The sequence below is a fragment of the Streptomyces sp. NPDC006208 genome, from assembly GCF_040613775.1.
Classification (GTDB): domain Bacteria; phylum Actinomycetota; class Actinomycetes; order Streptomycetales; family Streptomycetaceae; genus Streptomyces.
In genome coordinates this window covers 102,327-127,685 of sequence record NZ_JBEXSW010000026.1, presented here as the reverse complement: position 1 = coordinate 127,685, position 25,359 = coordinate 102,327, and the positions used below count along the sequence as shown (strand labels likewise).

Annotated in this window: 24 protein-coding genes and 1 pseudogene; 14 read left to right on the top strand and 11 right to left on the bottom strand. The window is 70.8% G+C overall.

The window, feature by feature from the left end; genetic code table 11:
* Positions 1-89: 89 nt before the first annotated feature.
* Positions 90-563, bottom strand: a complete 474-nt coding sequence (locus ABZ208_RS22305) for a lamin tail domain-containing protein (RefSeq protein ID WP_356911202.1) — start codon at positions 561-563, stop codon at positions 90-92.
* 718 nt (positions 564-1,281) lie between these two features.
* Here ABZ208_RS22305 and ABZ208_RS22300 point away from each other — a divergent pair.
* From ABZ208_RS22300 to ABZ208_RS22290, 3 genes are all read left to right on the top strand, one after another.
* On the top strand, positions 1,282-1,842 hold the full coding sequence (locus tag ABZ208_RS22300; protein ID WP_356911205.1) for a hemerythrin domain-containing protein: 561 nt from the start codon (positions 1,282-1,284) through the stop codon (positions 1,840-1,842).
* Between the two features lie 794 nt (positions 1,843-2,636).
* On the top strand, positions 2,637-4,238 hold the full coding sequence (locus tag ABZ208_RS22295; RefSeq protein ID WP_356911201.1) for a PHB depolymerase family esterase: 1,602 nt from the start codon (positions 2,637-2,639) through the stop codon (positions 4,236-4,238).
* 108 nt (positions 4,239-4,346) lie between these two features.
* On the top strand, positions 4,347-4,772 hold the full coding sequence (locus ABZ208_RS22290; protein WP_356911200.1) for a thioesterase family protein: 426 nt from the start codon (positions 4,347-4,349) through the stop codon (positions 4,770-4,772).
* A gap of 184 nt (positions 4,773-4,956) precedes the next feature.
* On the opposite strand, the gene ABZ208_RS22285 is transcribed toward ABZ208_RS22290, so the two are convergent.
* Entirely contained in the window at positions 4,957-5,988 is a 1,032-nt protein-coding gene (locus ABZ208_RS22285) for a PHP domain-containing protein (protein WP_356911199.1), read from the bottom strand.
* Positions 5,989-6,319: 331 nt separating this feature from the next.
* Between ABZ208_RS22285 and ABZ208_RS22280 the strand changes: the two genes are divergently transcribed.
* Positions 6,320-6,766, top strand: a complete 447-nt coding sequence (locus tag ABZ208_RS22280; protein ID WP_356911198.1) for a subtilase-type protease inhibitor — start codon at positions 6,320-6,322, stop codon at positions 6,764-6,766.
* An 80-nt stretch (positions 6,767-6,846) separates the two neighbouring features.
* Here ABZ208_RS22280 and ABZ208_RS22275 read toward each other — a convergent pair whose 3' ends face one another.
* The 7 genes and pseudogenes from ABZ208_RS22275 to ABZ208_RS22245 form a co-directional block, all read right to left on the bottom strand.
* The gene (locus ABZ208_RS22275; protein WP_356911197.1) at positions 6,847-7,638 is read right to left on the bottom strand and encodes a hypothetical protein; all 792 of its coding nucleotides are present in this window, start codon (positions 7,636-7,638) and stop codon (positions 6,847-6,849) included.
* Positions 7,638-8,906 carry a VWA domain-containing protein gene (locus ABZ208_RS22270; RefSeq protein WP_356911196.1) on the bottom strand — a complete coding sequence of 423 codons (1,269 nt, stop codon included), beginning with the start codon at positions 8,904-8,906 and terminating at the stop codon, positions 7,638-7,640. Before ABZ208_RS22270 ends, ABZ208_RS22275 begins: the two co-directional genes overlap by 1 nt.
* 99 nt (positions 8,907-9,005) lie before the next feature.
* Positions 9,006-10,229 (bottom strand): cation:proton antiporter, encoded by a 1,224-nt coding sequence (locus tag ABZ208_RS22265; RefSeq protein ID WP_356911195.1) that lies wholly within the window; start codon positions 10,227-10,229, stop codon positions 9,006-9,008.
* Between the two features lie 6 nt (positions 10,230-10,235).
* On the bottom strand, positions 10,236-10,721 hold the full coding sequence (locus tag ABZ208_RS22260; RefSeq protein ID WP_356911194.1) for a TrkA C-terminal domain-containing protein: 486 nt from the start codon (positions 10,719-10,721) through the stop codon (positions 10,236-10,238).
* A gap of 484 nt (positions 10,722-11,205) precedes the next feature.
* Positions 11,206-12,093, bottom strand: a complete 888-nt coding sequence (locus ABZ208_RS22255; RefSeq protein WP_356911193.1) for an ABC transporter substrate-binding protein — start codon at positions 12,091-12,093, stop codon at positions 11,206-11,208.
* A 127-nt stretch (positions 12,094-12,220) separates the two neighbouring features.
* A complete protein-coding gene (locus ABZ208_RS22250) occupies positions 12,221-13,339 on the bottom strand; it encodes a HAMP domain-containing sensor histidine kinase (protein WP_356911192.1) in 1,119 nt (372 codons plus the stop codon).
* 431 nt (positions 13,340-13,770) lie between these two features.
* A pseudogene (locus ABZ208_RS22245) lies at positions 13,771-14,466 on the bottom strand (response regulator transcription factor); the annotation flags it as partial.
* A 110-nt stretch (positions 14,467-14,576) separates the two neighbouring features.
* Between ABZ208_RS22245 and ABZ208_RS22240 the strand changes: the two are divergent.
* Positions 14,577-14,987, top strand: coding sequence for a VOC family protein (locus tag ABZ208_RS22240; protein WP_356911191.1), 411 nt, complete (start codon positions 14,577-14,579; stop codon positions 14,985-14,987).
* Here the strand turns inward: ABZ208_RS22240 and ABZ208_RS22235 are convergent.
* A complete protein-coding gene (locus ABZ208_RS22235) occupies positions 14,909-15,688 on the bottom strand; it encodes a helix-turn-helix domain-containing protein (RefSeq protein ID WP_356911190.1) in 780 nt (259 codons plus the stop codon). The genes ABZ208_RS22240 and ABZ208_RS22235 overlap by 79 nt on opposite strands.
* Before the next feature lie 36 nt (positions 15,689-15,724).
* Entirely contained in the window at positions 15,725-16,897 is a 1,173-nt protein-coding gene (locus tag ABZ208_RS22230) for a YihY/virulence factor BrkB family protein (RefSeq protein ID WP_356911189.1), read from the bottom strand.
* Between the two features lie 17 nt (positions 16,898-16,914).
* On the opposite strand from ABZ208_RS22230, the gene ABZ208_RS22225 reads away from it, so the two are divergent.
* The 9 genes from ABZ208_RS22225 to cysD all read left to right on the top strand — a co-directional run bounded on the left by ABZ208_RS22225 (position 16,915) and on the right by cysD (position 25,359).
* Positions 16,915-18,549, top strand: a complete 1,635-nt coding sequence (locus tag ABZ208_RS22225; protein WP_356911188.1) for an acyl-CoA dehydrogenase family protein — start codon at positions 16,915-16,917, stop codon at positions 18,547-18,549.
* Between the two features lie 265 nt (positions 18,550-18,814).
* The gene (locus tag ABZ208_RS22220; RefSeq protein ID WP_356911187.1) at positions 18,815-20,095 is read left to right on the top strand and encodes a GAF domain-containing protein; all 1,281 of its coding nucleotides are present in this window, start codon (positions 18,815-18,817) and stop codon (positions 20,093-20,095) included.
* Positions 20,096-20,295: 200 nt separating this feature from the next.
* The gene (locus ABZ208_RS22215; RefSeq protein ID WP_356911186.1) at positions 20,296-20,862 is read left to right on the top strand and encodes a GNAT family N-acetyltransferase; all 567 of its coding nucleotides are present in this window, start codon (positions 20,296-20,298) and stop codon (positions 20,860-20,862) included.
* 138 nt (positions 20,863-21,000) lie between these two features.
* A complete protein-coding gene (locus ABZ208_RS22210; protein WP_313904670.1) occupies positions 21,001-21,084 on the top strand; it encodes a putative leader peptide in 84 nt (27 codons plus the stop codon).
* 116 nt (positions 21,085-21,200) lie between these two features.
* Positions 21,201-22,898, top strand: coding sequence for a nitrite/sulfite reductase (locus tag ABZ208_RS22205; RefSeq protein ID WP_328394866.1), 1,698 nt, complete (start codon positions 21,201-21,203; stop codon positions 22,896-22,898).
* A gap of 76 nt (positions 22,899-22,974) precedes the next feature.
* On the top strand, positions 22,975-23,154 hold the full coding sequence (locus tag ABZ208_RS22200; protein WP_328394868.1) for a hypothetical protein: 180 nt from the start codon (positions 22,975-22,977) through the stop codon (positions 23,152-23,154).
* Positions 23,151-23,858: a phosphoadenylyl-sulfate reductase gene (locus ABZ208_RS22195; RefSeq protein ID WP_356911185.1), complete on the top strand. Its 708-nt coding sequence runs from the start codon at positions 23,151-23,153 to the stop codon at positions 23,856-23,858. Before ABZ208_RS22200 ends, ABZ208_RS22195 begins: the two co-directional genes overlap by 4 nt.
* Positions 23,858-24,424 carry an adenylyl-sulfate kinase gene (cysC, locus tag ABZ208_RS22190; RefSeq protein ID WP_356911184.1) on the top strand — a complete coding sequence of 189 codons (567 nt, stop codon included), beginning with the start codon at positions 23,858-23,860 and terminating at the stop codon, positions 24,422-24,424. The genes ABZ208_RS22195 and cysC overlap by 1 nt, the downstream gene beginning before the upstream one ends.
* Positions 24,421-25,359, top strand: a complete 939-nt coding sequence (gene cysD, locus ABZ208_RS22185; protein ID WP_356911183.1) for a sulfate adenylyltransferase subunit CysD — start codon at positions 24,421-24,423, stop codon at positions 25,357-25,359. The genes cysC and cysD overlap by 4 nt, the downstream gene beginning before the upstream one ends.

The following is a 25,359-nucleotide window of genomic DNA, read 5'->3' as shown; positions in this document are numbered from 1 at the left end:
GCCGGGCAGGTCAGGCTGCCCGGCGCACACGGCTCACGGCGGAGCGGGCTGTCTGCCGTCGAGAGGCAGGCAGCCCGCTCTTGTCCGTGTCAGTGGTGGCGGTGTCCGCGGCCCCACGTTTCGGTGTCGATCTTGTGACCGTGGTCGTCGCGCAGGGTCGCCTTGTCGGAGCGGTTGCCCCAGACGTAGTGGCGGCGGTCCTGGTAGAGGTCGGTGCGGGTGTCGCGTCCGAAGCCGGTGTGGACACGGATGGTTGCGCGGCCGGCGAGTCGGACGTCGTCGAAGCGGTAGCGGTCGCCGTCGCGGTTGCGCAGGGTCCAGCCGTCGAGGTCCACCGGGCGGCGGGAGTTGTTGGTGATCTCGACCCACTCGGCATTCAGGGAGTGGTTGGAGCCGTTGTCACGTCCGGGGCTGTCCGCCTGTACACGGCTGATCTCGACCCGCGGGTGCTGGCGGTGGCGGTCGCCGTCGTGGGCGGAGGCCGGCAGGGCGACGGCCGAGACGACGGCGCCGGCCGCAAGAACGGTCGCGGCGATGCGACGGGCGGTCGAAGAAGCAGACATAGGTGATGTCCCCTCAAGAACAGTGCCCCACCGGCCGATACGGCTTGTGGTGGCAGTGCGGGTTCCCGGCCCGTTGTGGGCCGAGGACCCAAACTCTGAGCCGTCGACCGGGCTCCGCGAGGGTCGACCGAGACATGTTGCCATTTACGGACATTTCCGTAACTGTCACCTGCATGGGACACGCACCCGCGCCGGGCGTGGCCCTGACATTCACTGAGCGCTACATCCACCCGTTGAACGATCAACAGCAAGCCCTTGCATGCTCCGGCGCACACCCGGTCCCGCCACCCGGCGCATCAGCCGAACGGCGGACACGATCTTGGTAACGGCCGTTCTGCACGTTTCTTCGTACACGCGGTGCGGCATCGTACGTGGAAGCGAGAAATGAAGCACCCCCCGCCGCGCGGGGCGCGCCCAGCACCCGGAGGTCCGGCTCGCAGCCTCACTCCTCACGCGATCCCCTCCGTGCACGTGTGGCAGCGAAGCTCACTCACCACCGAATGAAGCCGTTCCGGGCACGTAAGGAGGCATGCGGCGGCGTGTCCCTCACTGCCTCAGCAATGAGCCTGATCAGCTGGGGAAGTCTGTTTGGGTTCCGCGGACCTCCGGAGCGCAAGCCGACCCGAAGCACCTCATGAACGCAGTCCTGGCAACCAAGGGCGAACCAGCACACCACACGCACGACGCGTGCCAGCTCCCCGAGAGAAAGCAGCCAATCATGGGTCATGGTGGAGACGTCATCAACGAGCTGACTGCGGATCACCGCGAAATCGACTCGCTTTTCACGAAGATCCAAGCTCTGCCGACCGGCGATCCGCAGCGCCGGAAACTGGCCGACACACTGACGATGGAACTCGTCCGGCACGCGGTCGCCGAGGAAGAACACCTGTATCCGGCAGTGCGCCGCTACGTGGACGACGGGGACGACATCGCCGACAAGGAGATCTCCGAACACAGCCAGGTCGAGCGCATGCTCAAAGAACTGGAAGATCTCCAGCCCGGTGACGGCCGCTTCGACACCCTCATGGCCGAGCTGAAGATGTCGGTCACCGCGCACATGACCGGCGAAGAGAACGAGCTGTTTCCCGTCCTGGCCGAGTCCTGCTCCGGCGAAAGGCTTCAGCAGCTGGGTGAGTTCATCCGCCGCGCCAAGGAATCCGCTCCCACCCGCCCGCACCCCGCCGCCCCTGACACCCCGCCGCTCAACAAACTCCTCGCTCCCGGCCTCGGCATGGTCGACCGGGTCCGCGACGCCCTCACCGGCCGCGGGAAAGCCTGACCTTGATACCGGCGCCTGTGGGCCCTCGCGGCGCTCCGCCAGGGCCCGTCCCGCATCGCTTCACATGCGTCGCCAGCTCTACGCGGCACCGACGGTCCGGTCCTTCTGACGAGTGCGCTCCCTGCGCGTCGTCACGAGCATCGTCGACTGCCCGGCTCAGCCGGTCGGGTGAGCACGACACGGCCATCGGCGGCGTCCGCGAGCACCCGGCCCGGCGACACGGGTGCGCAGCGGCGTCGTCCACCTGGCCGGACCGGTCAGCAGTCCGCCGCCGCCCGCACGTCCCGGACGGGAGCGGGTCAGGTGGGACGGCGCGCCTCCCTGTCCGGCGGCCGCCGGTGCCGCGGCCCCGGATCGCCCTGCCGGCTTCTGCTGTCACGCCTTCTCGAGAACCATCCGCACGACACCGATGCGTCGTTCGCGGCGGAACCGCAGAGCGGTTCGCTGTTCCCTAGGAGCGTCTCCTGGCATTGCGCACGGTGCGTGACCGCCTATCCGTAGGGGCCGGAAGTCCCAGATAACCCGATGTGGGCCGCGTCAGTGGTGACTGCGGCAGCGCCGCGCGGGCACTCGGCCGGAACGGCGGCCGCCATGCACGAGCCAAGGCCGCCCCACGTCCGGAGAATCTCCGCCCGCCAGGCCTCTGCTCTGTGGAGCGAAGTCGCCATGGCCGGGCTGCTTGTTTGTGGATGCGGACCCCATAGGAGCCCCCGTCACGCGGACCTAACCTCCCGGACATCACGGCGCCGTGCGAGTGATGGCGCCACTGTGCGTCCGCGTCCCCTGGAGGGTCCATGAGATCGCCGCTCACATCTCGTTTCCGCCGGCTGACCGCACTTCTGCTGTTCCTGGGCGCGACCCAGATGCTGCCACCCTCCACTCCCGCGGCCGCGGCGGCCCCCGCGCCTGTTGCCGGGGAGTTGAGGACCTATGCCGTGGACAAGGTCTACAGCGCGGGGATCTCGTCCGGTGGCTACATGGCGACCCAGCTCCACGTGGCCTACTCGGGCACGTTCAGCGGGTCCGCCGTCTTCGCCTCGGGGCCCTACTACTGCGCGCAGAACGACCTGAACAAGGCCCTGAACGCCTGTATGGAGGTCAGCCAGGACCTCCAGCTGAACACGCTGGAGCAGACGACCAGGAACTGGTCGGCACAAGGCAGGATCGACGATGTGGCGGGCCTGGCAGGCGACCCGGTCTACGCGTTCAGCGGCTCCAGCGACTCGACCGTCGAACGCCCCGTGGTCACCGCGCTGAAGGACCACTACGGACGCCTCGGTGCCGACGTCCTCCACAACCAGAACACGTCCGCCGGCCATGCCTGGATCAGCCCGCTCGGGCCGAACGCCTGCACGGCCACCGCCACCCCCTTCATCAACAACTGCGGTGTCGACGCCGAGGGGGACTTCCTCGGGCATCTGCTCGGCTCGGTCAGCGCGCCCACCAGTACGCCTGGGGGCACTCTGATCCAGTTCGACCAGAACAGGTACGCACCCGGCGGTGCCGCCAAGCCGATCTCCATGGACGACAAGGGCTTCGTCTATGTGCCCACGAACTGCGCGAACGGAGCCACCTGCAAGGTGGTCGTGACGCTGCACGGCTGCAAGCAGGGTTACTCGTACCAGGGCTTCGGCACCACGTTCATCGAGAAGGCCTACCTCAACGAGTACGCCGACACCAACAACCTGATTGTGCTCTATCCACAGGCCATCGCGACCGCGACCCTGGACAACCCCAACGGCTGCTGGAACTGGTGGGGCTATCTCGGCGATCCCGACTACGCCCGGCACGGTGGCAAGCAGATCGAGACCATCATGGGCATGGTCCGCGCGCTCGGCGGCGGTTCGAGCACGCAGCCTCCCAGCAGCCGGACGTTGCCGAGCGTCGACGCGGAGGACGGCTATGTGAAGGCGGCGGGTGACGGCTCGGGCCCCTCGGTCGGCGCCCTTGAGGGCACCTACGGCCTGGCCCTGGGGCAGGGCACCGACAGCAGGTTCAACCGGTCGGTCCTGTCGTTCGACACCTCGGCCGTCCCCGCAGGCAAGACGATCACCCGTGCCTACGTGACCCTGACCAGGAGCAGCGGCTCCGGCGACCCGTGGTCGAGCCCGGCCGGCAACCGGCTCCTCCTCGACGTCCAGAACGGCTGCCTCGGCGGCTGCACGGTCGAGACGACCGACTGGGCCGCGGCGGCGACCGCGCACGGAGCGGCCGAGATCGGGGCGTTCACCTCGGGCAGCAAGGCCTCCAGCGACCTGTCCCCGACGGGGCTCTCGGCGATCAACCGCTCGGGCAGGACGCAGATCCGCCTGCGGTTCGAACAGAACCAGACCTCGCCCGCCTACCTCTTCGTCAACAAGGACACGCAGGCAAGCCTGACCGTCGAGTACCAGTAAGCGGGGGCGTCCCGCGAGGCTCGCCGTGCCCGGGCCGTCAACTCACGGACGGAGGCGGCCCGTTACCTTTCATGAGGCGCTGGAAGGCGCCCTGACGAAGGGGATGACATGGCAGACCTGTTCACCGTGAGGGTTACCGTCCGCGGCTACGAGACCGATACACAGGGACACCTGAACGGGAATGTGTATCTGCAGCATGCGGAGCACGCACGCTGGGAGTTGCTGCGAGCGGCCGGAATCGAGCAGAACGCGCTGCTGGCGAAGGGCGTCGGCCCGATCAATCTGGAGAGCACGATCCGGTACCACCGCGAGGTGGTCGCAGGTGATTCCGTCGACATCACCTGCGCGTTCCTCTTCAGGGAGGGCAAGACGTTCCGGGTGGAGCAGACGTTCCACCGTACGGACGACAACACTCTCGTGGCCGAGGTATGCAACGTGGGAGGCCTGCTCGACCTGACGACACGCAAACTGGTCGCCGACCCGCGCGAGTACTTCCGCGCAGTGGCCTCGGACCCCGGTGTGTTCGGCCTCTGACACGCCGGCCGCTGTCCCGGCCCTGGCCGTGGTCCCGCGGTGCGGGGCGAGCGGCCGTATCAGGGGACGTTTCCGGGGAGAACGAAAGGCACCGCCGGACGCCCGAAGGAGTCCGGCTCCGCGTGACAGGAAGGCCGCGGCGAATCGAAGCCGCCGTTCGTCTTGCCCAGGGACCGCCCTGGCGTCAATGTGCGGACGGCGCGCGGCGCGTACGGGTCCAGGCGACGACGTCGTCCGCGCTCCACGTGTTCACGACGCGCTCGGCCGGCACGCCGCACTCCTCCGCCCGCGCGCAGCCGATGATCTGCCAGTCGAGCTGGCCGGGGGCGTGGGCGTCCGTGTCGACGGTGAAGAACACCCCGGCGTCGACGGCGAGGCGGATCAGCCGGCGCGGCGGGTCGCGGCGCTCGGGGCGGCTGTTGATCTCCACGGCCGTACCGTGCTCCGCGCACGCGGCGAACACCTTCTCCGCGTCGAACTGCGACTCGGGCCGCTGCTTCCCGGGCCCGATGAGCCGCCCCGTGCAGTGACCGAGCACGTCGGTGAGCGGGTTCTGCACCGCGCGCAGCATACGGCGGGTCATCGGGGCGGGGTCCATCCGGAGTTTGGAGTGCACCGAGGCGACCACCACGTCGAGGCGGTCGAGGAGCTCCGGGTCCTGGTCGAGGGTGCCGTCGGGCAGGATGTCGCATTCGATACCGGTGAGCAGCCGGAAGGGCGCCCATTCACGGTTGAGCCGCTCGATGATGTCCAATTGGGCGAGCAGCCGTTCGGCCGTCAGCCCGCGGGCGACCTTGAGCGTGGGCGAATGGTCGGTCAGTACGGCCCACTCGTGGCCGAGAGCCGCGGCCGTGCGGCCCATCGTCTCGATGGGGCTGCCGCCGTCCGACCAGTCCGAGTGCAGATGACAGTCGCCGCGCAGCGCGGCACGCAGCCGTTCGCCGCCCTCCGCGAGGGGGGTGGCCGCCTCGTCCTCGAGCCGCTGCAGATATGCGGGGGTGCGGCCGGTGAGCGCCTCTTGCACGACCGCCGCGGTCTTGGGCCCGATGCCCTTGACCTTGTCGAGTGTTCCGGCGCCGGCGCGCTGCTCCATCTCGCCGGGGTCGAGCTCGGACAGTGCCGCGGCGGCAGTGCGGAAGGCGCGTACGCGATAGGTCTCGGCGAGCGAGCGTTCCAGGAGAAAGGCGACACGGTCCAGTGCTTCGACCGGTTCCATCGACACCTCCACGCGTCGCGGCCCCCGTGTGCTCAGTCAACCCTGAGGGCGTGAGCTCGTCCAACGAAGGCTTGAACTCGTCGACCCCTTTCAATCAATGGTTCAATGATGCACTTTTCCGATGTTTGCTTGATCAACAACCCTGAACGTCTTTCTTTAGCCGATTCGCCACAACGTTCCCCCGCAGGTCGGAGAGCCACGAGCGCTCACAGCCCGCCTATCACCAGTGACTACACGTGACCGAAACCTGATGCACGTCCAAGCGTTCTTCGTCGTCGTGGGCAAGACTCGCGTCCGATTTCCGAAACCACGACCCAGGGGAGTGTTCGAAATGCGGTACATAGCCAGAGGTCTCGCGCTTGCTGCGGCCACCACGCTGGCGCTCGTCGCAGCGCCGGCAGTGGGCACGGCAGGCGCGGCACAGTCCGGCGCACAGGACACGCGGAGCCTGTTTCCGCCGTCCGCCCTCGTGCTGACCGTCACGGCGGGCGACGACGCGAAGAACGGGACCGTACTGCGCGCGGTGACCCTCGGCTGTACGCCCACGGCGTCCGGCACCCACCCCGCCGCAGCCGCCGCCTGTGCCGAACTGCGCGCCAACGAGGCGAAGTTCGACTCCATCACCTCACGCGGCACGACGGGTGCCTGCACCAAGCAGTACGACCCGGTGACCGTCACCGCGGACGGCGTATGGCAGGGCAAGCGTGTCAGCTATACGCACACCTTCGGCAACCCCTGCACCAAGAAGCACGGCAGCGGCACGGTCTTCGGCTTCTGAGCCGCCCCGTGCACCCGGCCGGACGCCGGGGAACGAGCGGCCACGGCGCATGCCGTGGCCGCTCGGCCCTGTCCGGGCCGTCAGGCCGCCGGCGGCACCCGCGACGGACGGCCGGATCCCCGGGTGAGCACGTACCCGGCGATCCCGGCGAGCGCTCCGAGCAGGCCGCCTGCCGCGGTCCAGAGCCAGCGGTCGGACCACCAGCCGGAGGCCCGTTCGGTGTCCGGCGCGTCGTCGCCCGGCTGCGTGCCGGTGGACACACCGGCGACCAGCGGCTCGGCGAGCGAGCCGTCCACGGCGTGGGCGCCGCCCACGTCCTTCGACACCGCCCGGACCTCCGCCGTCACCGGCAGACCGAGGTCCGTCACGGGCGCGTCGGAGACCGTCACGCGTACGTAATAGCTGCCCGGCAGCGGATCGTTGGCCCACGGCTCGGCGAGAGCGCGCACCGGCCGCATCGTGCACGACAGCTCGACCGTTGCGGCGTCCTGCGCCGCCACCCTGGTCTGCATGCCGTACATGCAGGCCTGGCGGCGGCGCAGCCCGTCGTACACATCGAGCTGCCACGTGGATCCGCCGTGCCGGGCGGCCGCATCGGGGAGTGTGACCTTGGCCCGGACCGTTGGCCGCTGCCCGGCGTCGGCGGGGAACACCCAGTACAGGTAGTCACCGCTCGACGCCTCGGCCGTCGCCGTCTGCCCCTGCTCGAAGGCCGCGGCGGTACGGAAGGAAGTGCCCGCCACCGTCGGGCCTGACCCGCTGCCGCTCTCTGTGGGGCTCGGCGAGGGAGTGTCCGCCAGGGCCGCGCCCGCGGGGCCCAGCAGGGCGGCGGCGCACAGCGCGACCGTCGTCAGTACACGTGCGACACGCATCAGTTGGTCCTCCAGACGGCGAAGCGCCAGCGCGAGATCCAGCCCCACAGCAGTCCGGCCAGCAGTCCGGTGAGGGTCAGGGCACCCAGGAACCACCAGCCCCGGCCGAGCCCGAAGAAGGCCACGTCGGAGGCCGTGTCGGGGCCGTCGACCACGTCGACGGTCAGCTCGAGGGGCAGTCCGGGCTCGGTCTTGACTCCCGGCGCCGCCGAGAAGGCGTTGGCGACCTGCAGACACACGGTCTCCGCCGTGGACTCCTCGTCCGCGTCGTCGGCCGGGGCCTTCGGGTAGCGCAGACCCGTCGAGATCACATCGGTCCGGCCGGTTCCGGCCTCCGAACCGCGCACGATCTCGCGCCCGCGCACGGTGACGGCGCGCAGCAGGATGCCGTAGTCGTTGTTCACCGCCCGGTCGGCGGCGACGCTCACCGAGGCGCGCAGTTCCTGTCCGGGCAGTACGTCCACGCGGTACCAGCGGTGCTCGCCGAACTTCTCCCGGTCGCTGTAGAGACCGGGCTTCAGCTGCGGGGCGTCGGCGCAGCGCTTCGCGCCCTCGGTCGCCACGGGGGTGACGACGGGGTCGGCGGCGCGGTCCACCAACTGGCTCACGCGGTCGGAGAGTTCGTCGGTGTGCTGCACGGAGGTGTAGGTGCCGCCGGTCGCTTCGGCGATGCAGCGCAGCTGGTCGCGGGTCTTGGCGTCGGGAACCAGGCCCAGGGTGTCGATGGTGAGGTGAATGCCCTTGGCCGCGATCTCCCGCGCGACCTCGCACGGATCGAGCGGCGCGCAGGTGTCCTCGCCGTCGGTGATGAGCACGATCCGCCGGGTCGCGTCTCCACCCTCGAGGTCGTCGGCCGCGCCCAGCAGGGCCGGTCCGATCGGCGTCCAGCCGGTGGGCGCGAGCGTCGCGACGGCAGTCTTGGCCTCTGTGCGGTCGAGCGGACCTACCGGGTAGAGCTGCCGGGTGTCCTTGCAGCCGCGCTTGCGGTCGTCGCCCGCGTAGTCGGCCCCGAGCGTGCGGATACCGAGCCGCACCTCTTCCGGCACCGCGTCCAGGACCTCGTTGAACGCCTGCTTCGCGGCGGCCATCCGGCTCTTGCCGTCGATGTCCCGGGCCCGCATCGAGCCGCTGACGTCAAGTACGAGCTCGACCTTGGGAGTTTCCTCGGCCGCCGGTTCGTCGGCGGCGACCGCTGCCGGGAACAGCCCGGCGGCCAGGGCCGCGAGCAGGACCATCGCCCTGGCCGCCGGCCTTCTTCTTATGATCATTCGCGGATCGTAGTGAGGAACGACCGCTGATCCAAAAGCAGGCCCGTGAACACTGCGGGACATTGCGGAGGTGTCCGTTCAGCGGGCGGACGTATGCGTTCAGTTGTGCGTCGGGGCGGCGTCGGCCGGTTCGGGTACCGGGGCCGGCTCCGGTACGGAGGCGGCGGATCCGCGGGTGCCGGTGAGCCGGCGCGCCAACGGCTCGGTCCAGCGGGCGGCGAGCGGTCCGAGAATCACCAGGATCAGTACGTAGGCGGTGGCCAGCGGGCCGATCCGGGGCTCCACACCGACGGCGAGACCCGCGATGACGATCGAGAACTCACCGCGTGCGACCAGGGTTCCGCCGGCCCGCCATCGGCCCGCAGCCTTGATCCCGGCCCGGCGGGCCGCGTACCAGCCGGTGGCGACCTTCGTCAGGGTGGTGGCGACGGCGAGGAGCAGCGCGGGAACGATGACGGGAGGAATCTCGGCCGGGTCGGTGGACAGGCCGAAGAAGACGAAGAAGACGGCGGCGAACAGATCGCGCAGCGGGACGAGAAGGTTGTGCGCACCTTCGGCGACCTCTCCGGAGAGGGCGATTCCGACGAGGAACGCGCCGACGGCGGCGGAGACCTGGAGTTCCTGGGCGATACCGGCCACGAAGAGGGTCAGCCCGAGGACGACCAGCAGCAGCATCTCCGGGTTGTCGGAGGAGACGGCACGGCTGATGAACCGGCCGTGCCGCAGGGCCACATAGAGCACGGCGCCGACCGTTCCGAGTGAGATCAGCAGCGTGAGGCCCGCGCCGCCCAGGCTCAGCCCGGCGAGCATCGCGGTGAGCAGGGGGAGATACACGGCCATGGCGAGGTCTTCGATGACCAGGACACCGAGGACTACAGGTGTTTCACGGTTGCCGAGCCGGCCGAGGTCACCGAGCACCTTGGCGATGACGCCGGACGAGGAGATCCAGGTGACACCCGCCAGCGCGACGGCGGCGACCGGACCCCAGCCGAGGATCAGCGCGGCCGCGGCGCCGGGCAGCGCGTTGAGGACGAAGTCGACGATGCCGGAGGGGTACTGGGTCTTGAGATTGCTGACCAGTTCGGAGGCGCTGTATTCGAGGCCGAGGAGCAGAAGCAGCAGAATGACACCGATCTCGGCGCCGGTCGCGACGAACTCCTCGCTGGCATTGAGCGGCAGCAGTCCGCCATGGCCGAAGGCGAGCCCCGCCAGCAGGTACAGGGGTATGGGCGAGAACCCGATACGCCCGGCGAGCCGGCCGAGGAGCCCCAGGGCGAGGATGATCGCCCCGAGTTCGATGAGCAGCGCGGTGGTGTCGTGCACGGGCTTCTATCCTCCGGTGATCAGTTCGGCGACGGCGTCGACGCCTTCGCGGGTGCCGACGACGACGAGCGTGTCGCCCAGGGCGAAGCGGAAGTCCGGGGCGGGCGAGGGGAATGCGGCGGTACGGCGCAGTACGGCGACGATGGACGCACCGGTGCGGGTGCGCGCCTGGGTGGAGCCGAGTGTCCGGCCGGCGTACGGCGAGCGTGTGGTGACGGCTATGTGCTCGGTCACCAGGTCGATCTCGACGTGCTGGTGGAGATGGCCGATCGGGTCGGGGGTGAGCAGTTCGCCCAGCGCGGTCGCCTCGTGCGGGGCGAGCGGCGCGGCGACCTTGCAGCTGTCGTCGTCCTCGGGGTCGTGGAAGGCGAGGATGCGCCGCCCGTCCTGGTGGACGACGACCGAAAGATGCGCCCCCGCCTCGGTGTTGAGGTCGTAGCGGGTGCCGACTCCGGGCAGGGCGGTCTTGCTGACGTGCGCCGTGGGCTCCATGGGGCATGCTCCATACAGACGGTGGGTGGGCGGTGTGCGGGCACGGGTCCCGGCCGGCAGCGCCCGGCTGTCGCTCTCGGCAGCCGCTCCGGACGGAACGATGGTGCATTACGTGACACACACCGGCACCGACCGGAGGGCGGTCGGTCTCAGCCGGTCCGGTCCGTATCGGGAACGCCGTTGCGCGCACGGGTGTCGATACGCGCGGACCTGACGTGCGCGGAGGGGCGGCCGAGGCACGGGGTGAGGCCGAAGCGCACCATCACATGCCTTCCATCGGACCGGCACCATGAGCGCCGGCAGCCCTGCCACGGTCACAGGAGCCTTGGGTCCACCCCAAGGGCGGGCAATGACTCGGTAAAAATCTTACCGTAGAGCAAATGGCGGAAAGTTATCCTGAATCGGTGCTCACCAGCTGAAAACGGACGGCAGATGAGAAGAACAGGCGCCCGCGAATCTCGCGGGCGCCGGGCCGGGCCGATGGTCAGGAGGGTGATGCCGCCACCGCTCGCAGGGCCCCTGCGACGGTGTCGAAGAACGCGGCGTGGGCAGCGGGGCCGGGCGCAAGCTCGGGGTTCCACGGAACGATGCGGGCCCGCGCGGCGAGGGCCCGCCGCAGCTCGACGGCCGTCGGACCGTCCAGCGACAGCGCGTTGACCCGGACGTCGGTCAGCACGATCTCCGCTTCCAGCCGGGCGGCCGACGCCCGGTCGACGGTGGACCAGTTGACACCCGGACCCGCCTCGGGGGCCACCAGGGCCACCCCGCACTCGGCCAGTGCGCGCAGATCCGGCCAGGTGTGGGGCCGCGCCAGGTGGACGCTGTCGGGCGCGGCGGGTGACAGCGCGAGGACCCGCGCTCCCCCGGCCTCGGCCGCCGCGGAGCGCAACCGCTGCCGGGCCCCCGCCAGTTCCGCCACCGCGGCCGGATCGTCCTGCGCGCCGAGGGAACGGGCCAGTGCGGCGAACCGCTCGCGGACGTCGTCGAGCGAGCGCCCCTGTCCCACGTCGAGCACCACGACAGGGACCCGTTCCTCGATGTGCTTGGCCGTGTCCCGATCCAGACCGTAGACCTGGTCGGAGCCATAGGTCACCGCCACGAGCAGGTCGGGGCGGGTCCGGAGCACCGCCTCCGCGTCGACGGCCGCGCCCGACCCGAGGTACGCGATCTCGTCGCGGGGCAACGCCCCGGCCTTCGCCGGATCGACCGTGTCGCCGTCGTGATGGGATCCGAACACCCCGACGGGGCGTATCCCGTGGTCGAACAGTGCCGCGCCTGCCTGCACATAGGCGACCAGCCTCACCGGGCGGTTGCCGACGGCCACCATCCGCCCACGGTCGTCCAGAAATTGCCACTCCGTCACTCGCGCCATGCCGCCCGCACCCCAGTCCTTCGACTCGTCAGCCGGTCACCGTCCCCGGTTCACTGCCCCAGGGTTGCCGCCGTCACGCGCAGGGAACTTCATGGATTCAACTTCCCTGCCGGACAAGGCAATCCGGTCACACAGGGGTCGCCGCCGCCGGCAGCGTGACCTCGAAACGGCAGCCGCCGGTGACATTGCGGACGTCGGCGTGGCCGGCATGGGCCTCGACGATGCCGCGGACGATCGCCAGGCCGAGACCGGCACCGGCCGGGGGCGTACGGGCCGGCGAACCACGCCAGCCGGTGTCGAAGACGCGGGGCAGATCCTCCTCCGGGATCCCGCCGCAGCCGTCGGTGACGGAGAGCACCACACAGTCCTCGTGACGCTCGGCGGCGACGGCGACCGTGCCGTCGGCCGGCGTCCGGCGGATCGCGTTGACGAGCAGGTTCGCCAGTACCCGGGTCATCTCCTTGGCGTCCACCTCGACCGGGACCGGCTCGACGCTGCCGCCGACGAGATGCACGCCGTGTTCGCGCGCGAGCGGGTCCGCCCCAGCCAGCGCTTCGCCGACCAGGTCGTACACGGACATCCGGGTGGGGGTGAGCGCCAGGGCACCCGCGTGGATGCGGGACAGCTCGAAGAGGTCGCCGACCATCGAGTTGAGACGCTCGACCTCGGTACGGATCTGGCGGAAGTAGCGCTCGGGGTCCTGGACGACCCCGTCCTCCAGCGCCTCCGACATCGCGCGCAACCCGGCGAGCGGGGTCCGCAGATCGTGCGAGATCCAGGCGACGAGCTCACGCCGTGAAGTCTCCAGGGCGCGTTCGCGCTCCCGGGAGGCCGCGAGCCGGTCACTGGTCATTGCAAGCTCACGGCTGAGCTCCTCGAGCTCAGCGGTCGATGCGCCCGTGGGTGCGGAGAAGGCCCCGCCTTCGCCGAACGAGCGTGCCGCGAGGGTGAGTTCACGGCTGCGCGCGACGACCCAGCGCCCGAGCAGCAGCGCGGTGGCGAGCGAGACGACGGCGGCCATCGCGACGACGGTGGTGACCACGGTGAGGTCGTGCGGCGACAGGAACATCGCCCGGGCGACCGCGAGGGTCCCCGCGAGCATGGCGGTGACGGTGACGGCGGCGACGACGGTCAGCGAGACGGTGACGGACCGGTGCCGCAGCAGCCGCAGCACGACGGCCCCGAGCAGCCCGGCGCCGACGGCCCCGAGAAAGGCGAACAGGGCGATGAGCAGGGTGTCCCGCACGGCGATCAGCCCTCTCCCCGCACGCCACGCCCCTCGGGATCCGGCCCGCCCGGCCCGGCAGGGACGGCGCCCCCCGACGGCGCAGCCCCATACGGGGCGCCCCCGCCCAAAGGTCCTGACGGCGCATCACCGTGCGATGCATGCCCGGCCGAGGACGCCGCCGGATCACCGCCGGTCACACCTGCGGGCCGCGCCGCGCCGGACCGCGTACCGGCCCCGGGCCGCACGGCCGCCCGGGTGCCGTACCGCCCGGACGGCATGCCCCCGGCATCTCGTCCGCCCCCCAAGGCGCCGGGCCGCCGGCCCCCCGGCGGCGCGTGGTCCGCCGGCGGCACGACGCCGGGCTGCGCCTGGGCGGGCCCGGGCCGCGCCCCGGCCGCCGGTGGTGCGGGTTCCGCCCGCGCGTCGGCCGGTGGCTTCGCCGGCTCCGCGTCGTCCGGGACGTCGAACCGGTAGCCGACCCCCCACACCGTCTGGATCAGCCTCGGACGGGCCGGGTCGTCCTCGATCTTGCCGCGCAGCCGGCGGACATGGACGGTGACCGTCGACAGGTCGCCGAACTCCCAGCCCCACACCTCCTGCATCAGCCTCTCCCTGCCGATCGCCTCGCCCGGATGCCGCATCAGATGCGCCAGCAGGTCGAACTCCCTCAGTGTCAGGGCAAGTTCGCGGCCGTCCTTGACCGCGCGCCGGGCCGCCGGGTCCAGCACGATGCCCGCCGCGGACAGCTCGGGCCCCGGCCGCCGCTCCCCCGCACCGCCGGCGCCCCTGCGCAGCACGGACTCCACCCGCAGCACCAGCTCGCGGGGGCTGAACGGCTTGGTCACATAGTCGTCCGCCCCGATTTCGAGCCCGAGGATCCGGTCGTCCTCGTCGCCGCGCGCGGTCAACATGATCACGGGTACGCGGCCGAGCTCGCCGGCCCGGAGTCTGCGGCAGACCTCCAGGCCGTCCATGCCCGGCAGCATCAGGTCGAGCACGACCAGGTCGGGCCGTCGCCCGGCGGCGAGCCTGAGTGCCTGCGGCCCGTCCGCCGCCCGGTCCACGGTGAAACCCGCGCGCTCCAGATATCCGGTGACCACTTCGGCAACTGTCGGGTCGTCGTCGACAACCAGGATGTTGTGCATACCGCAAGTCTCCTCGTCCCGCCCCGCCCTCACCGCCGCACCGTCCTTACGGATCCATGACGTCCGATTCGTTCAAGACCGGCCGCGACGGCACTGCCTACGGTGAAGTCATGACTCCTCGACCCGACGCCATCGGCCTCGTCGTCGCCGACATGGCCACCTCGCTCGCCTTCTACCGCCGGCTCGGACTGGACATCCCCGCCGACGCCGACACCGCTCCCCATGTCCAGCACACGCTCCCCGGCGGGCTGCGGCTGCTGTGGGACACGGAGGAGACCGTCCGTTCGTTCGACCCCGAGTGGACCAGGCCGACGGGCGGCGACCGGATCGGGCTCTGTTTCGCCTGCGACGGCCCCGCCGAGGTGGACTCCGTCTACGCGGGGCTGACCGAGGCCGGGTACCGGGGCCACCTCAAGCCCTGGGACGCGTTCTGGGGGCAGCGCTACGCGGTCGTACTCGACCCCGACGGCAACGGCGTCTCGCTGTTCGCCGACACCCCGACGGCGCCCGACGCCCCGTAGTCGCCGAGCGTCATCCCGGCCAGCGCGCGCATCTCCCGGGCGAGATGCGCCTGGTCCGCGCAGCCTGCGCGGAGCGCGGCCGCCGCGTACGGGACGCCCCGGCGCACCAGGGCCAGGGCCCGCTGCAGCCGCAGGATGCGGGCCAGCGTCTTGGGGCCGTACCCGAAGGCGTCGAGCGAACGCCGGTGCAGCTGCCGGGCGCCGAGCCCGGCGGCATCCGCCGCCCCGCCGACCGTGCCGCCGGCGTCGAGGTGCCGTACGACCGCCGCCAGCCGGGGGTCCGCCGGCCCGGCGGCGGCCGCCCGCCACAAGGCGACGGCCTCGAGCTCGGCAAGCTGGTCGCCGGCGCCCGCGATCCGCTCGGCGAGCCGGCGAGCCTCGGCGTCGCCCCACAGATCGGCGAGCTCGACCCGCTGGTCGCGCAGCTCGTGCGCCGGTACGCCCAGATACCCGGGCGCGGCTCCGGGTGCGAAGCGCACCCCTGCCCACGCCGTCCCGGGTGGGCTGCCGGGCCGGTGCGCGCGGGTGTCCGGACCCGCGACCAGGAGCCGGCCTCCGGACCACAGCAGGTCCATGCAGCCGTCGGGCAGCACGGGCTGTTCGGAGGCGGGAAGTACGCGGGACCCGGTGCCGGAGGGCGCGCCGGTGGTCCGCGACCAGACGACGGCCCCGTCCAGCAGGGACGGCCGTTCCTCGTACATACCGGCGAGGCTACTCCCGGGGGCCGCTCCCGACGCCTACTCCCGGTTGTTGTGGTGGTCCTTCTCGCGGCCGTTGTCCCGGCCCGTGTGCAGGCGCGACTTCACATCGTCCGGGGGCAGGAACTTCGACCACCGCTCGGGGAACTCGGACGGCATGTCCCCGCCACCCTCGTCCCCGTCGTCATCGTCGTCGTCATCGTCGTCCTCGAAGGCGTGCGCGGTCCTGGCCTGGGCCAGCAGCGCCGCCGCGTTCTCGGCCCGCAACCGCTCGTTGGCCGCGCGGGCCGCGGCGGTGGCCACGGACGGCCAGACCCGGTCGATCGCCGCGTTGACCGCGGCGCCGACGAGGACCGCGAAGGCGGAGATCCCTATCCACAGCAGGAACGCGATGGGCGCGGCGAGCGAGCCGTAGATCGTCGGTCCCTCGACGGTGCTGGTGAGGTAGATCCGCAGCAGGAAGCTGCCCAGGAACCACATCCCGAGGGCCACCAGCGCGCCGGGGATGTCCTCCACCCAGGGTGACCGCACGGGCACGGACACGTGATAGAGCGTGGTGAGGAAGGCGATGGACAACACAATCACCACCGGCCAGTACAGGACGGCGACCACTTCCGCGCCCCAGGGCATGAACTCCACGACCCGGTCGGGGCCGACCACCGCGAGCGGCAGCACGACCGCGCCGATCAGCAGGGCGATGATGTAGAGCAGGAAGGCCAGCAGCCTGGTGGCGACGATGCCGCGCTGCCCGTCCAGGCCGTACATGACGGTGATGGTGTCGATGAAGACATTGACCGCGCGGGAGCCGGACCACAGGGCGATGGCGAAACCGATGGAGATGATGTCGGGGCGGCCGCCGTGCGTGACGTCCTCGAGCAGGGGCTTGGCGATGTCGTTGACGCCCCGCTCGGACAGGACCGTACCGACCGCGCTGAGGATGTTCTCCTCGATGGAGGCGACGGTGGTGGTGTCGGTCCAGTTGTCGATGTAGCCGAGCAGGCCGAGCAGGCCGAGCATCAGCGGCGGCACGGACAGCAGGGTGAAGAACGCCGCCTCGGCGGCGAGGCCCAGGATGCGGTACTCGATGCACGAATTGACGGTGTCCTTGAGCAGCAGCCATGCCATCTTCCGCTTCGAGACGTTGCGGTAGAGGACCCGGGCCCGGTGGAGCCGGCCCGTCGGCCGGTCGGGTGTTTCGTTTGCTGCCTGCACCTCCTTACCGTATCGGCATGGCAGGCACCACCCACACAGTGACCAACCAGCCCCCGCCCCTGGTGGGGTACGACGTCTTCACGGCCGACCGGGCGCTGCTGGAGGCGGTCGAGCGGCATGTGGCACCCGGACTTCTCCAGGAGGTACGGGAGGAACTCTCGGACCTCGGCCGATCCGCCGGCTCCGCTCAGGCGCAGACCTGGGGGGTGCAGGCCAACGACCATCCCCCGAAACTGCGCACCCACGACCGTTATGGAAACCGTGTCGACGAGGTGGAATTCCATCCCGCCTGGCACCGGCTGCTGGGCAAGGCGGTCACCTCGGGACTGGTGAACGCCTGGGGCAGGCCCGGCGGGCATGTCCGGCGCACCGCCGGATTCCTGGTGTGGTCGCAGACGGAGGCCGGGCACGGCTGCCCTCTGTCGATGACCCACGCCGCGGTACCGGCGCTGCGCACCGATCCGGACCTGGCAGCCGAGTGGGAGCCCCGGCTGACCTCGCATGTCTACGACCCCGCACTGCGGCCCCCTGCCCTGAAGACCGGCGCCCTGTTCGGGATGGGGATGACCGAGAAGCAGGGCGGCAGCGACGTGCGCGCCAATACGACCAGGGCCGAGCCGCTGGCCGTGGAGGGCGAATATGTCCTCACGGGCCACAAGTGGTTCTGTTCCGCCCCGATGTCCGACGGCTTCCTCGTGCTCGCCCAGGCGGCAGAAGGTCTGACCTGCTTCCTGGTGCCGCGGGTGATGCCGGACGGGGAGCGGAACGTGTTCCGCATCCAGCGTCTGAAGGAGAAGCTGGGCAACCGCTCCAATGCATCGGGCGAGGTGGAGTTCGACGGCACGTGGGCGCGCCGGGTCGGTGAGGAGGGTCGCGGGGTGCGCACCATCATCGAGATGGTGGCGGCGACGCGGCTGGACTGTGTCACCGGGTCGGCGGCGCTGATGCGGCAGGCGGTGGCGCAGGCGGTCCACCATGCCGCCTACCGCAGCGCGTTCGACGGGCTGCTCATCGACAAACCGTTGATGCGCAACGTGCTGGCCGATCTGGCGCTGGAGTCGGAGGCGGCGACGACGCTGGCGCTGCGGCTCGCGGCCGCGTACGACGCGGGCACCGAGCAGGAGCAGGCGTTCCTGCGGATCGCGGTGCCGGCGGCCAAGTACTGGGTGACCAAGCAGTGCACACCGGTGGTCACCGAGGCGCTGGAGTGCCTGGGCGGCAACGGCTACGTCGAGGAGTCGGGCATGCCGCGCCTGCTGCGGGAGGCGCCGCTGAACTCGATCTGGGAGGGCTCGGGCAATGTGCAGGCACTGGATGTGCTGCGTGCGCTGCAAAGGGAGCCGGCCGCGCTGAACGCGTATCTGACCGAGGTCGGCCGGGCGCGCGGCGCCGATCACCGGCTGGACAGGGCGATCAAGGCGCTGCTGACCGAACTGGCCGATCTGAACGGCATCGAGGCACGGGCACGCCGGGTGGTGGAGCGTATGGCGGTGGTGCTGCAGGGCTCGCTGCTGGTGCGCTGGGCGCCGCCCGAGGTCGCCGACGCGTTCTGTGCGTCGCGGCTGGGCGGTGACTGGGGAGCGGCGTTCGGCACGCTGCCCCACCCGCTCGATCTGGTGCCGGTCGTCGAGCGGGCGCGCGCCGTCGTATGACGGACCGATCGCGCCGCTGACGACCGTGCGGGGTGGTGCTGCGCCGACACGGCACCACCCCGCACGCTGCCATGCGCACCGCAGTGCGGCGCACGGCACTCCGGCGAACCGGTGTTCCGTCACCTTCGTACACCCGCACGCCCGTTCGCGAGGGTTGCAAAGGGTTGCATCTTTGTGGGGCATATCCCAGCGCGTCGGCGGCCCGCAGGGGACGATGGGCTGGCCGCCCCCGCATCCGGCCGCTGGCGTCGCCGAGGAGGACCCGGTGCAGAACTCATCCCTCGACCTGTCCAGGCTCGCCGCCATGGACACCGTCGAGGCCACCCGGCTGCTGAAGGGCGTGCGGGATGCAGCCCTGTCGGGCCGCAGACCGGCGGTCGGGCCGCGGGCGGACATCAGCGAGTCCTGGGAGCGGATGCTGCGCAACGGCCTGGACCCCGACCGGGACCAGCGGGCCGGGGTGCTGCCGCTGGAGGAGATCGAGCGGCGCCGGCTCACCTCGCCGCTGGTGGAAGTGCTTCCGGTGCTGCGCGAGAGCCTGGTGTCCATCGCCGAGGCGGCCCAGCACATCATGGTGGTGGCGGACACCGAGGGGCGGCTGCTGTGGCGCGAGGGCAGCGCTGCGGTGCTGCGCAAGGGCGACTCGCACGGCTTCGTCCTGGGCGCGGACTGGAACGAGGGGCTGGTCGGGACGAACGGCGTCGGCACCCCGCTGGTGACCCGGCGGCCGGTCCAGGTGCACTCCGCCGAGCACTTCGTCTCCAGCCACCACACCTGGACGTGTGCGGGCGCCCCGATCACCGACCCCCGGGACGGCAGGCTGATCGGGGTCGTCGACATCAGCGGGCCGCTGTCCACGATGCATCCCGCCACGCTCACACTGGTGACCTCGATCGCCCGGCTCGCGGAAGCCGAGCTGCGCAACCGCCACTTCGCCTCGCTGGACCGGTTACGCACGGTCGCCGCGCCGCTGCTGGCACGGCTGACCGGGCGGGCGCTGGCCGTGGACGTGAACGGCTGGCCGGCCGCAGTGATCGGGACGGCGCCCTCGGGACGGCTGCCGAAGGCGGTACGGGCCGGGCGGTTGTGGCTGCCCTCGCTCGGGATGTGCACGGTCGAGCCGCTGCCCGGCGGCTGGCTGGTACGGGCGGACGAGGAGCATGCCGAGCCGGTCGCGGCGGGGCGGGTGGTGCTGGATCTGAGCCGGCCCCGGCAGCCGTCCGTGACGGTCCACGGGACCTCGGGCAGCTGGGCGCACGAGCTGAGTCCACGCCATGCCGAGCTGCTGTATCTGCTGGCGCGGCACCGGGACGGGCGGACGGCGGCCCAGCTGGCGCAGGACATCTTCGAGGATCCGACGCGCACGGTGACCGTACGGGCGGAGATGTCGCGGCTCCGCCGCCATCTGGCGCAGATCCTGGCGCACCGGCCCTACCGCTTCGCCGAGGAGGTCGACGTGGAGCTGATCGGCCCGGAGCATCCGGGCGATCTGCTGCCGCACTCGACGGCTCCGGCGGTGCGAGGGGCCCGGCGGGGCCGGGTCTGAGGCACACCGGCAGCCCGGCGGGGTGGACCTGGGCGGTGCAGCGGGCCGCCCGGCGTGCCCGGGCCTGGGCCACCGGCAGCCCGGCGGGTCCGTCCTGAGCGGTGGAGGCAGCGCCCGGAGGGACCGGTCCGGGGCACCGGCGGTCCGGCAGGGCGGACCTGGACTCCGTCTTCTGAAGCGGGCGTGATTCCCTGGCTGGTATGAGCATCACTGTGACGACCTGGTCCCTGGAGCAGACCTCGCCCGCGGATCTGCGCCCTGCGGCCGAGCCCGGGGACGATGTCCGGATCGTGCGGGCCGAGGTCCCCTCGCCGGAGTTCAGCCGCTTTCTGTACTCGGCCGTGGGCGGCGACATCCACTGGACCGACCGGCTCGCCATGACGTACGCCGAGTGGCAGAAGTCGCTCGGGCGGCCGGGCGTGGAGACCTGGGTGGCCTACGAGAAGGGGACCCCGGCCGGCTATGTGGAGCTTCAGGCGCAGGACGGCGGGTCGGTGGAGATCGTCTACTTCGGGCTGATCCCGGCGTTCCGCGGCCGCCGGATCGGCGGACACCTGCTGTCGTATGCGACGGCGCGCGCGTGGGACCTGGCTGAGCGGTGGCCCGAGCTGCCGCCGACCAAGCGGGTGTGGCTGCACACCTGCTCCAAGGACGGCCCGCACGCCATGGACAACTATCTGCGCCGTGGCTTCACGCTCTTCGACACGAAGGCCGAGGAAGAGCCGGAGACGGCGGCACCTGGCCCCTGGCCGGGTGCCGGAGTCTGACCACGATCCGGCCTTGTCCCGGGCCGCCCCCGATCAAGGTGCGTGACCCGGGACACATCGTCTCGCGATACGGGACATCTCTGTCCACATGATGGACGAAGCTGGACTGGGTCCAAAGTCCCGTGACACGCTTCCGTCATGTCTGGAACTGGAATTGCCTTGGTGAGTCGGCGGCACGTCGACCTCGGCCGCATGTCCAGCGCCATCTGTCCGGCCTGCTGACAGCCCAGCACCGCCGCACTTCTCCTGATTTCTGCCCCGCCCTGCGCATCGTCGCGCCCTGCGCACGAGTGTGCAGATCAGAGCCGCCCTCCTGCAGTCTCGAAGGACATTTCGCCATGGCCGCCACCCCCGAAAAGCCCGCCTCCGCCACGCCCCGCCGCAAGGCCGGACGCCACCGTGGCGAGGGTCAGTGGGCCGTTGGCCACATGACGCCGCTCAATGCCAACGAGCAGACCAAGAAGGACGATGACGGTCTCAATGTGCGGACACGCATTGAGACGATCTACGCCCACCGCGGTTTCGACTCCATCGACGGTGCCGACCTGCGCGGACGGATGCGCTGGTGGGGCCTGTACACCCAGCGCAAGCCCGGGATCGACGGCGGCAAGACCGCGATCCTGGAGCCGGAGGAGCTGGACGACAAGTACTTCATGCTGCGAGTGCGCATCGACGGCGGCCGGCTGACCGCCGAGCAGCTGAGGGTGATCGGCGAAATCTCCGAGGAGTTCGCCCGCGGCACGGCCGACCTCACCGACCGGCAGAACGTCCAGTACCACTGGATCCGCATCGAGGACGTCCCGGAGATCTGGCGCCGGCTCGAGGCCGTGGGCCTGTCGACGACCGAGGCATGCGGTGACACGCCCCGTGTCATCCTCGGCTCGCCGGTCGCGGGCATCGCCGAGGACGAGATCATCGACGGCACCCCGGCGATCGAGGAGATCCACCGCCGGTTCATCGGCAACAAGGCCTTCTCCAACCTGCCCCGCAAGTTCAAGACCGCGATCTCCGGCTCCCCGCTGCTGGACGTGGCCCACGAGATCAACGACGTCGCGTTCGTCGGTGTGAACCACCCCGAGCACGGCCCCGGCTTCGACCTCTGGGTCGGCGGTGGCCTGTCCACCAACCCCAAGCTCGGGGTGCGGCTCGGTGCCTGGGTGCCGCTGGACGAGGTCCCGGACGCATGGGAAGGCGTCATCTCGATCTTCCGTGACTACGGCTACCGCCGTCTGCGCACACGCGCCCGTCTGAAGTTCCTGGTCGCCGACTGGGGCGCCGAGAAGTTCCGTCAGGTGCTGGAGGACGAGTACCTGAACCGCAAGCTGATCGACGGCCCCGCCCCCGAGCAGCCGGTGTCCCAGTGGCGCGACCACGTCGGTGTGCACCGGCAGCAGGACGGACGGTTCTACGTCGGCTTCGCGCCGCGCGTCGGCCGGGTGGACGGTGCCACCCTCACCAAGATCGCCGAGGTGGCCGAAGCGCACGGCTCGGGCCGGCTGCGCACCACCGTCGAGCAGAAGATGATCGTGCTCGATGTGACCGAGGACCAGGTCGAGTCGCTGGTCGCCGGCCTTGAGGCGCTCGATCTGCGGGTCACCCCCTCGCCGTTCCGGCGCGGCACGATGGCCTGCACCGGCATCGAGTTCTGCAAGCTGGCCATCGTCGAGACCAAGGCGCGAGGCGCGTCCCTGATCGACGAGCTCGAGCGCCGGATGCCCGAGTTCGACCAGCCGATCACCATCAACATCAACGGATGCCCCAACGCCTGCGCCCGTATCCAGGTGGCGGACATCGGTCTCAAGGGCCAGCTGGTCCTGGACGACGACGGCAACCAGGTCGAGGGCTACCAGGTGCACCTGGGCGGCGCACTGGGCCTGGAGTCCGGCTTCGGCCGCAAGGTCCGTGGCCTGAAGGTCACCTCGGACGAGCTGCCGGACTACGTCGAGCGCGTGCTGGGCCGCTTCCAGGCGGAGCGCGAGGACGGCGAGCGCTTCGCGACGTGGGCCGCTCGCGCGAGCGAGGAGGCCCTGTCATGACCGACGCGGGCCATCAGGGGCTCATGACAGAGGGTCACATACCGGGACTGCACAATGCCCGGACCGGGGAGGCGCTGTGAGCGAGCGAGCTGCGCCGTTCTACTGCCCTTACTGCGGGGACGAGGACCTGCGCCCTTCCGAGGCGGGTCACGGCGCATGGGAATGCGCCTCCTGCAACCGGGCGTTCCGCCTGTCGTTCCTCGGGCTCCTGTCCCGGGGCGTGCAGAGCAACCACGGCGGGGAGGAATCATCATGACGACCACTCAGGCGCGCACCGCGGCGGAACTGCGGACGCTCGCCGAGGCCGCGGGCCGGGATCTCGAGGAGGCATCACCCCTCGAGATCCTCACGTGGGCCGCCGAGACGTTCGGCCCGCGCTTCTGCGTCACCTCATCGATGGAGGACGCGGTCGTCGCCCATCTCGCCTCGCGTGCCTTCCCCGGCGTGGACGTCGTGTTCCTGGACACCGGCTACCACTTCGAGGAGACCATCGGCACCCGCGACGCGGTGGACGCGGTGATGGACGTCAATGTCATCACCCTCACGCCCCGTCAGACGGTCGCCGAGCAGGACGCGCAGTACGGCCCGAAGCTGCACGACCGCGACCCCGACCTGTGCTGCGCGCTGCGCAAGGTCAAGCCTCTCGAAGACGGACTGGCCGCGTACGACGCGTGGGCGACGGGCCTGCGCCGCGACGAGTCCCCGACCCGGGCGAACACCCCGGTCGTCGGCTGGGACGAGAAGCGGCAGAAGGTCAAGGTCTCGCCGATCGCCCGCTGGACGCAGGACGACGTGGACGCGTACGTCGCCGAGCACGGTGTCCTGACGAATCCCCTGCTCATGGACGGCTACGCCTCCGTCGGCTGTGCCCCGTGCACCCGCCGGGTGCTGGAGGGCGAGGACGCCCGCGCCGGCCGCTGGGCGGGCCGCGGCAAGACCGAATGCGGGCTGCACGGCTGATGACGACCGATCAGAGTTCTTTGGAGAAGCACGTGACAGGGGCCACCATCTGGCTCACCGGGCTGCCGAGCGCCGGTAAGACCACCATCGCGTACGAGCTGGCGGGCCGGCTGAGCGAGGAGGGGCACCGCGTCGAGGTCCTCGACGGCGACGAGATCCGCGAGTTCCTCTCGGCGGGCCTCGGCTTCAGCCGCGACGACCGGCACACCAACGTCCAGCGCATCGGTTTCGTCGCCGAGCTGCTCGCCTCGAACGGTGTGAAGGTCCTGGTCCCGGTCATCGCGCCGTTCGCCGACAGCCGCGAAGCCGTGCGTGGGCGCCACCAGCAGGAAGCCACCCCGTATCTCGAGGTGCATGTGGCGACTCCGGTCGAGGTGTGCTCCGTGCGCGATGTGAAGGGGCTGTACGCCAAGCAGGCGGCGGGCGAGCTCAGCGGGCTGACGGGTGTGGACGACCCGTACGAGGAGCCGAAGGCCCCGGACCTGCGGATCGAGTCCCACACCCAGACCGTGCAGGAGTCCGCTGCGGCGCTGCACGCGCTGCTGACCGAGAGGGGCCTGGCATGACCACGAGTGTCAATGTCGTGACCGAGACCAGCGACAGCCCGTACGCGCTGACCCACCTGGACGCCCTGGAGTCCGAGGCGGTGCACATCTTCCGTGAGGTGGCGGGTGAGTTCGAGCGGCCGGTGATCCTGTTCTCGGGCGGCAAGGACTCGATCGTCATGCTGCACCTGGCGCTGAAGGCCTTCGCGCCCGCCGCGATCCCCTTCTCGCTGCTGCATGTGGACACCGGGCACAACTTCCCCGAGGTCATCGAGTACCGCGACCGCACCGTCGCCGAGCACGGGCTGCGGCTGCACGTCGCCTCCGTGCAGGAGTACATCGACGCGGGCAAGCTGCGCGAGCGCCCCGACGGCACCCGCAATCCGCTGCAGACCGTGCCGCTGACCGAGGCCATCCAGCAGCACCGCTTCGACGCGGTGTTCGGCGGAGGCCGCCGCGACGAGGAGAAGGCGCGCGCCAAGGAGCGGGTGTTCTCGCTGCGCGACGAGTTCTCGCAGTGGGACCCGCGCCGCCAGCGCCCCGAGCTGTGGCAGCTCTACAACGGCCGCCACGCGCCCGGGGAGCACGTCCGCGTCTTCCCGCTGTCCAACTGGACCGAGCTGGACGTGTGGCAGTACATCCAGCGCGAGCAGATCGAGCTTCCGGAGATCTACTTCGCGCACGAGCGCGAGGTGTTCGCCCGCAGTGGCATGTGGCTGACCGCAGGCGAGTGGGGCGGCCCCAAGGACACCGAGCCGGTCGAGAAGCGGCTGATCCGCTACCGCACGGTCGGCGACATGTCCTGCACCGGCGCGGTGGACTCCGAGGCCACCACGCTGGACGCCGTGATCGCCGAGATCGCCGCCTCCCGGCTCACCGAGCGGGGCGCGACCCGCGCCGACGACAAGCTGTCCGAGGCCGCGATGGAAGACCGCAAGCGCGAAGGGTACTTCTAA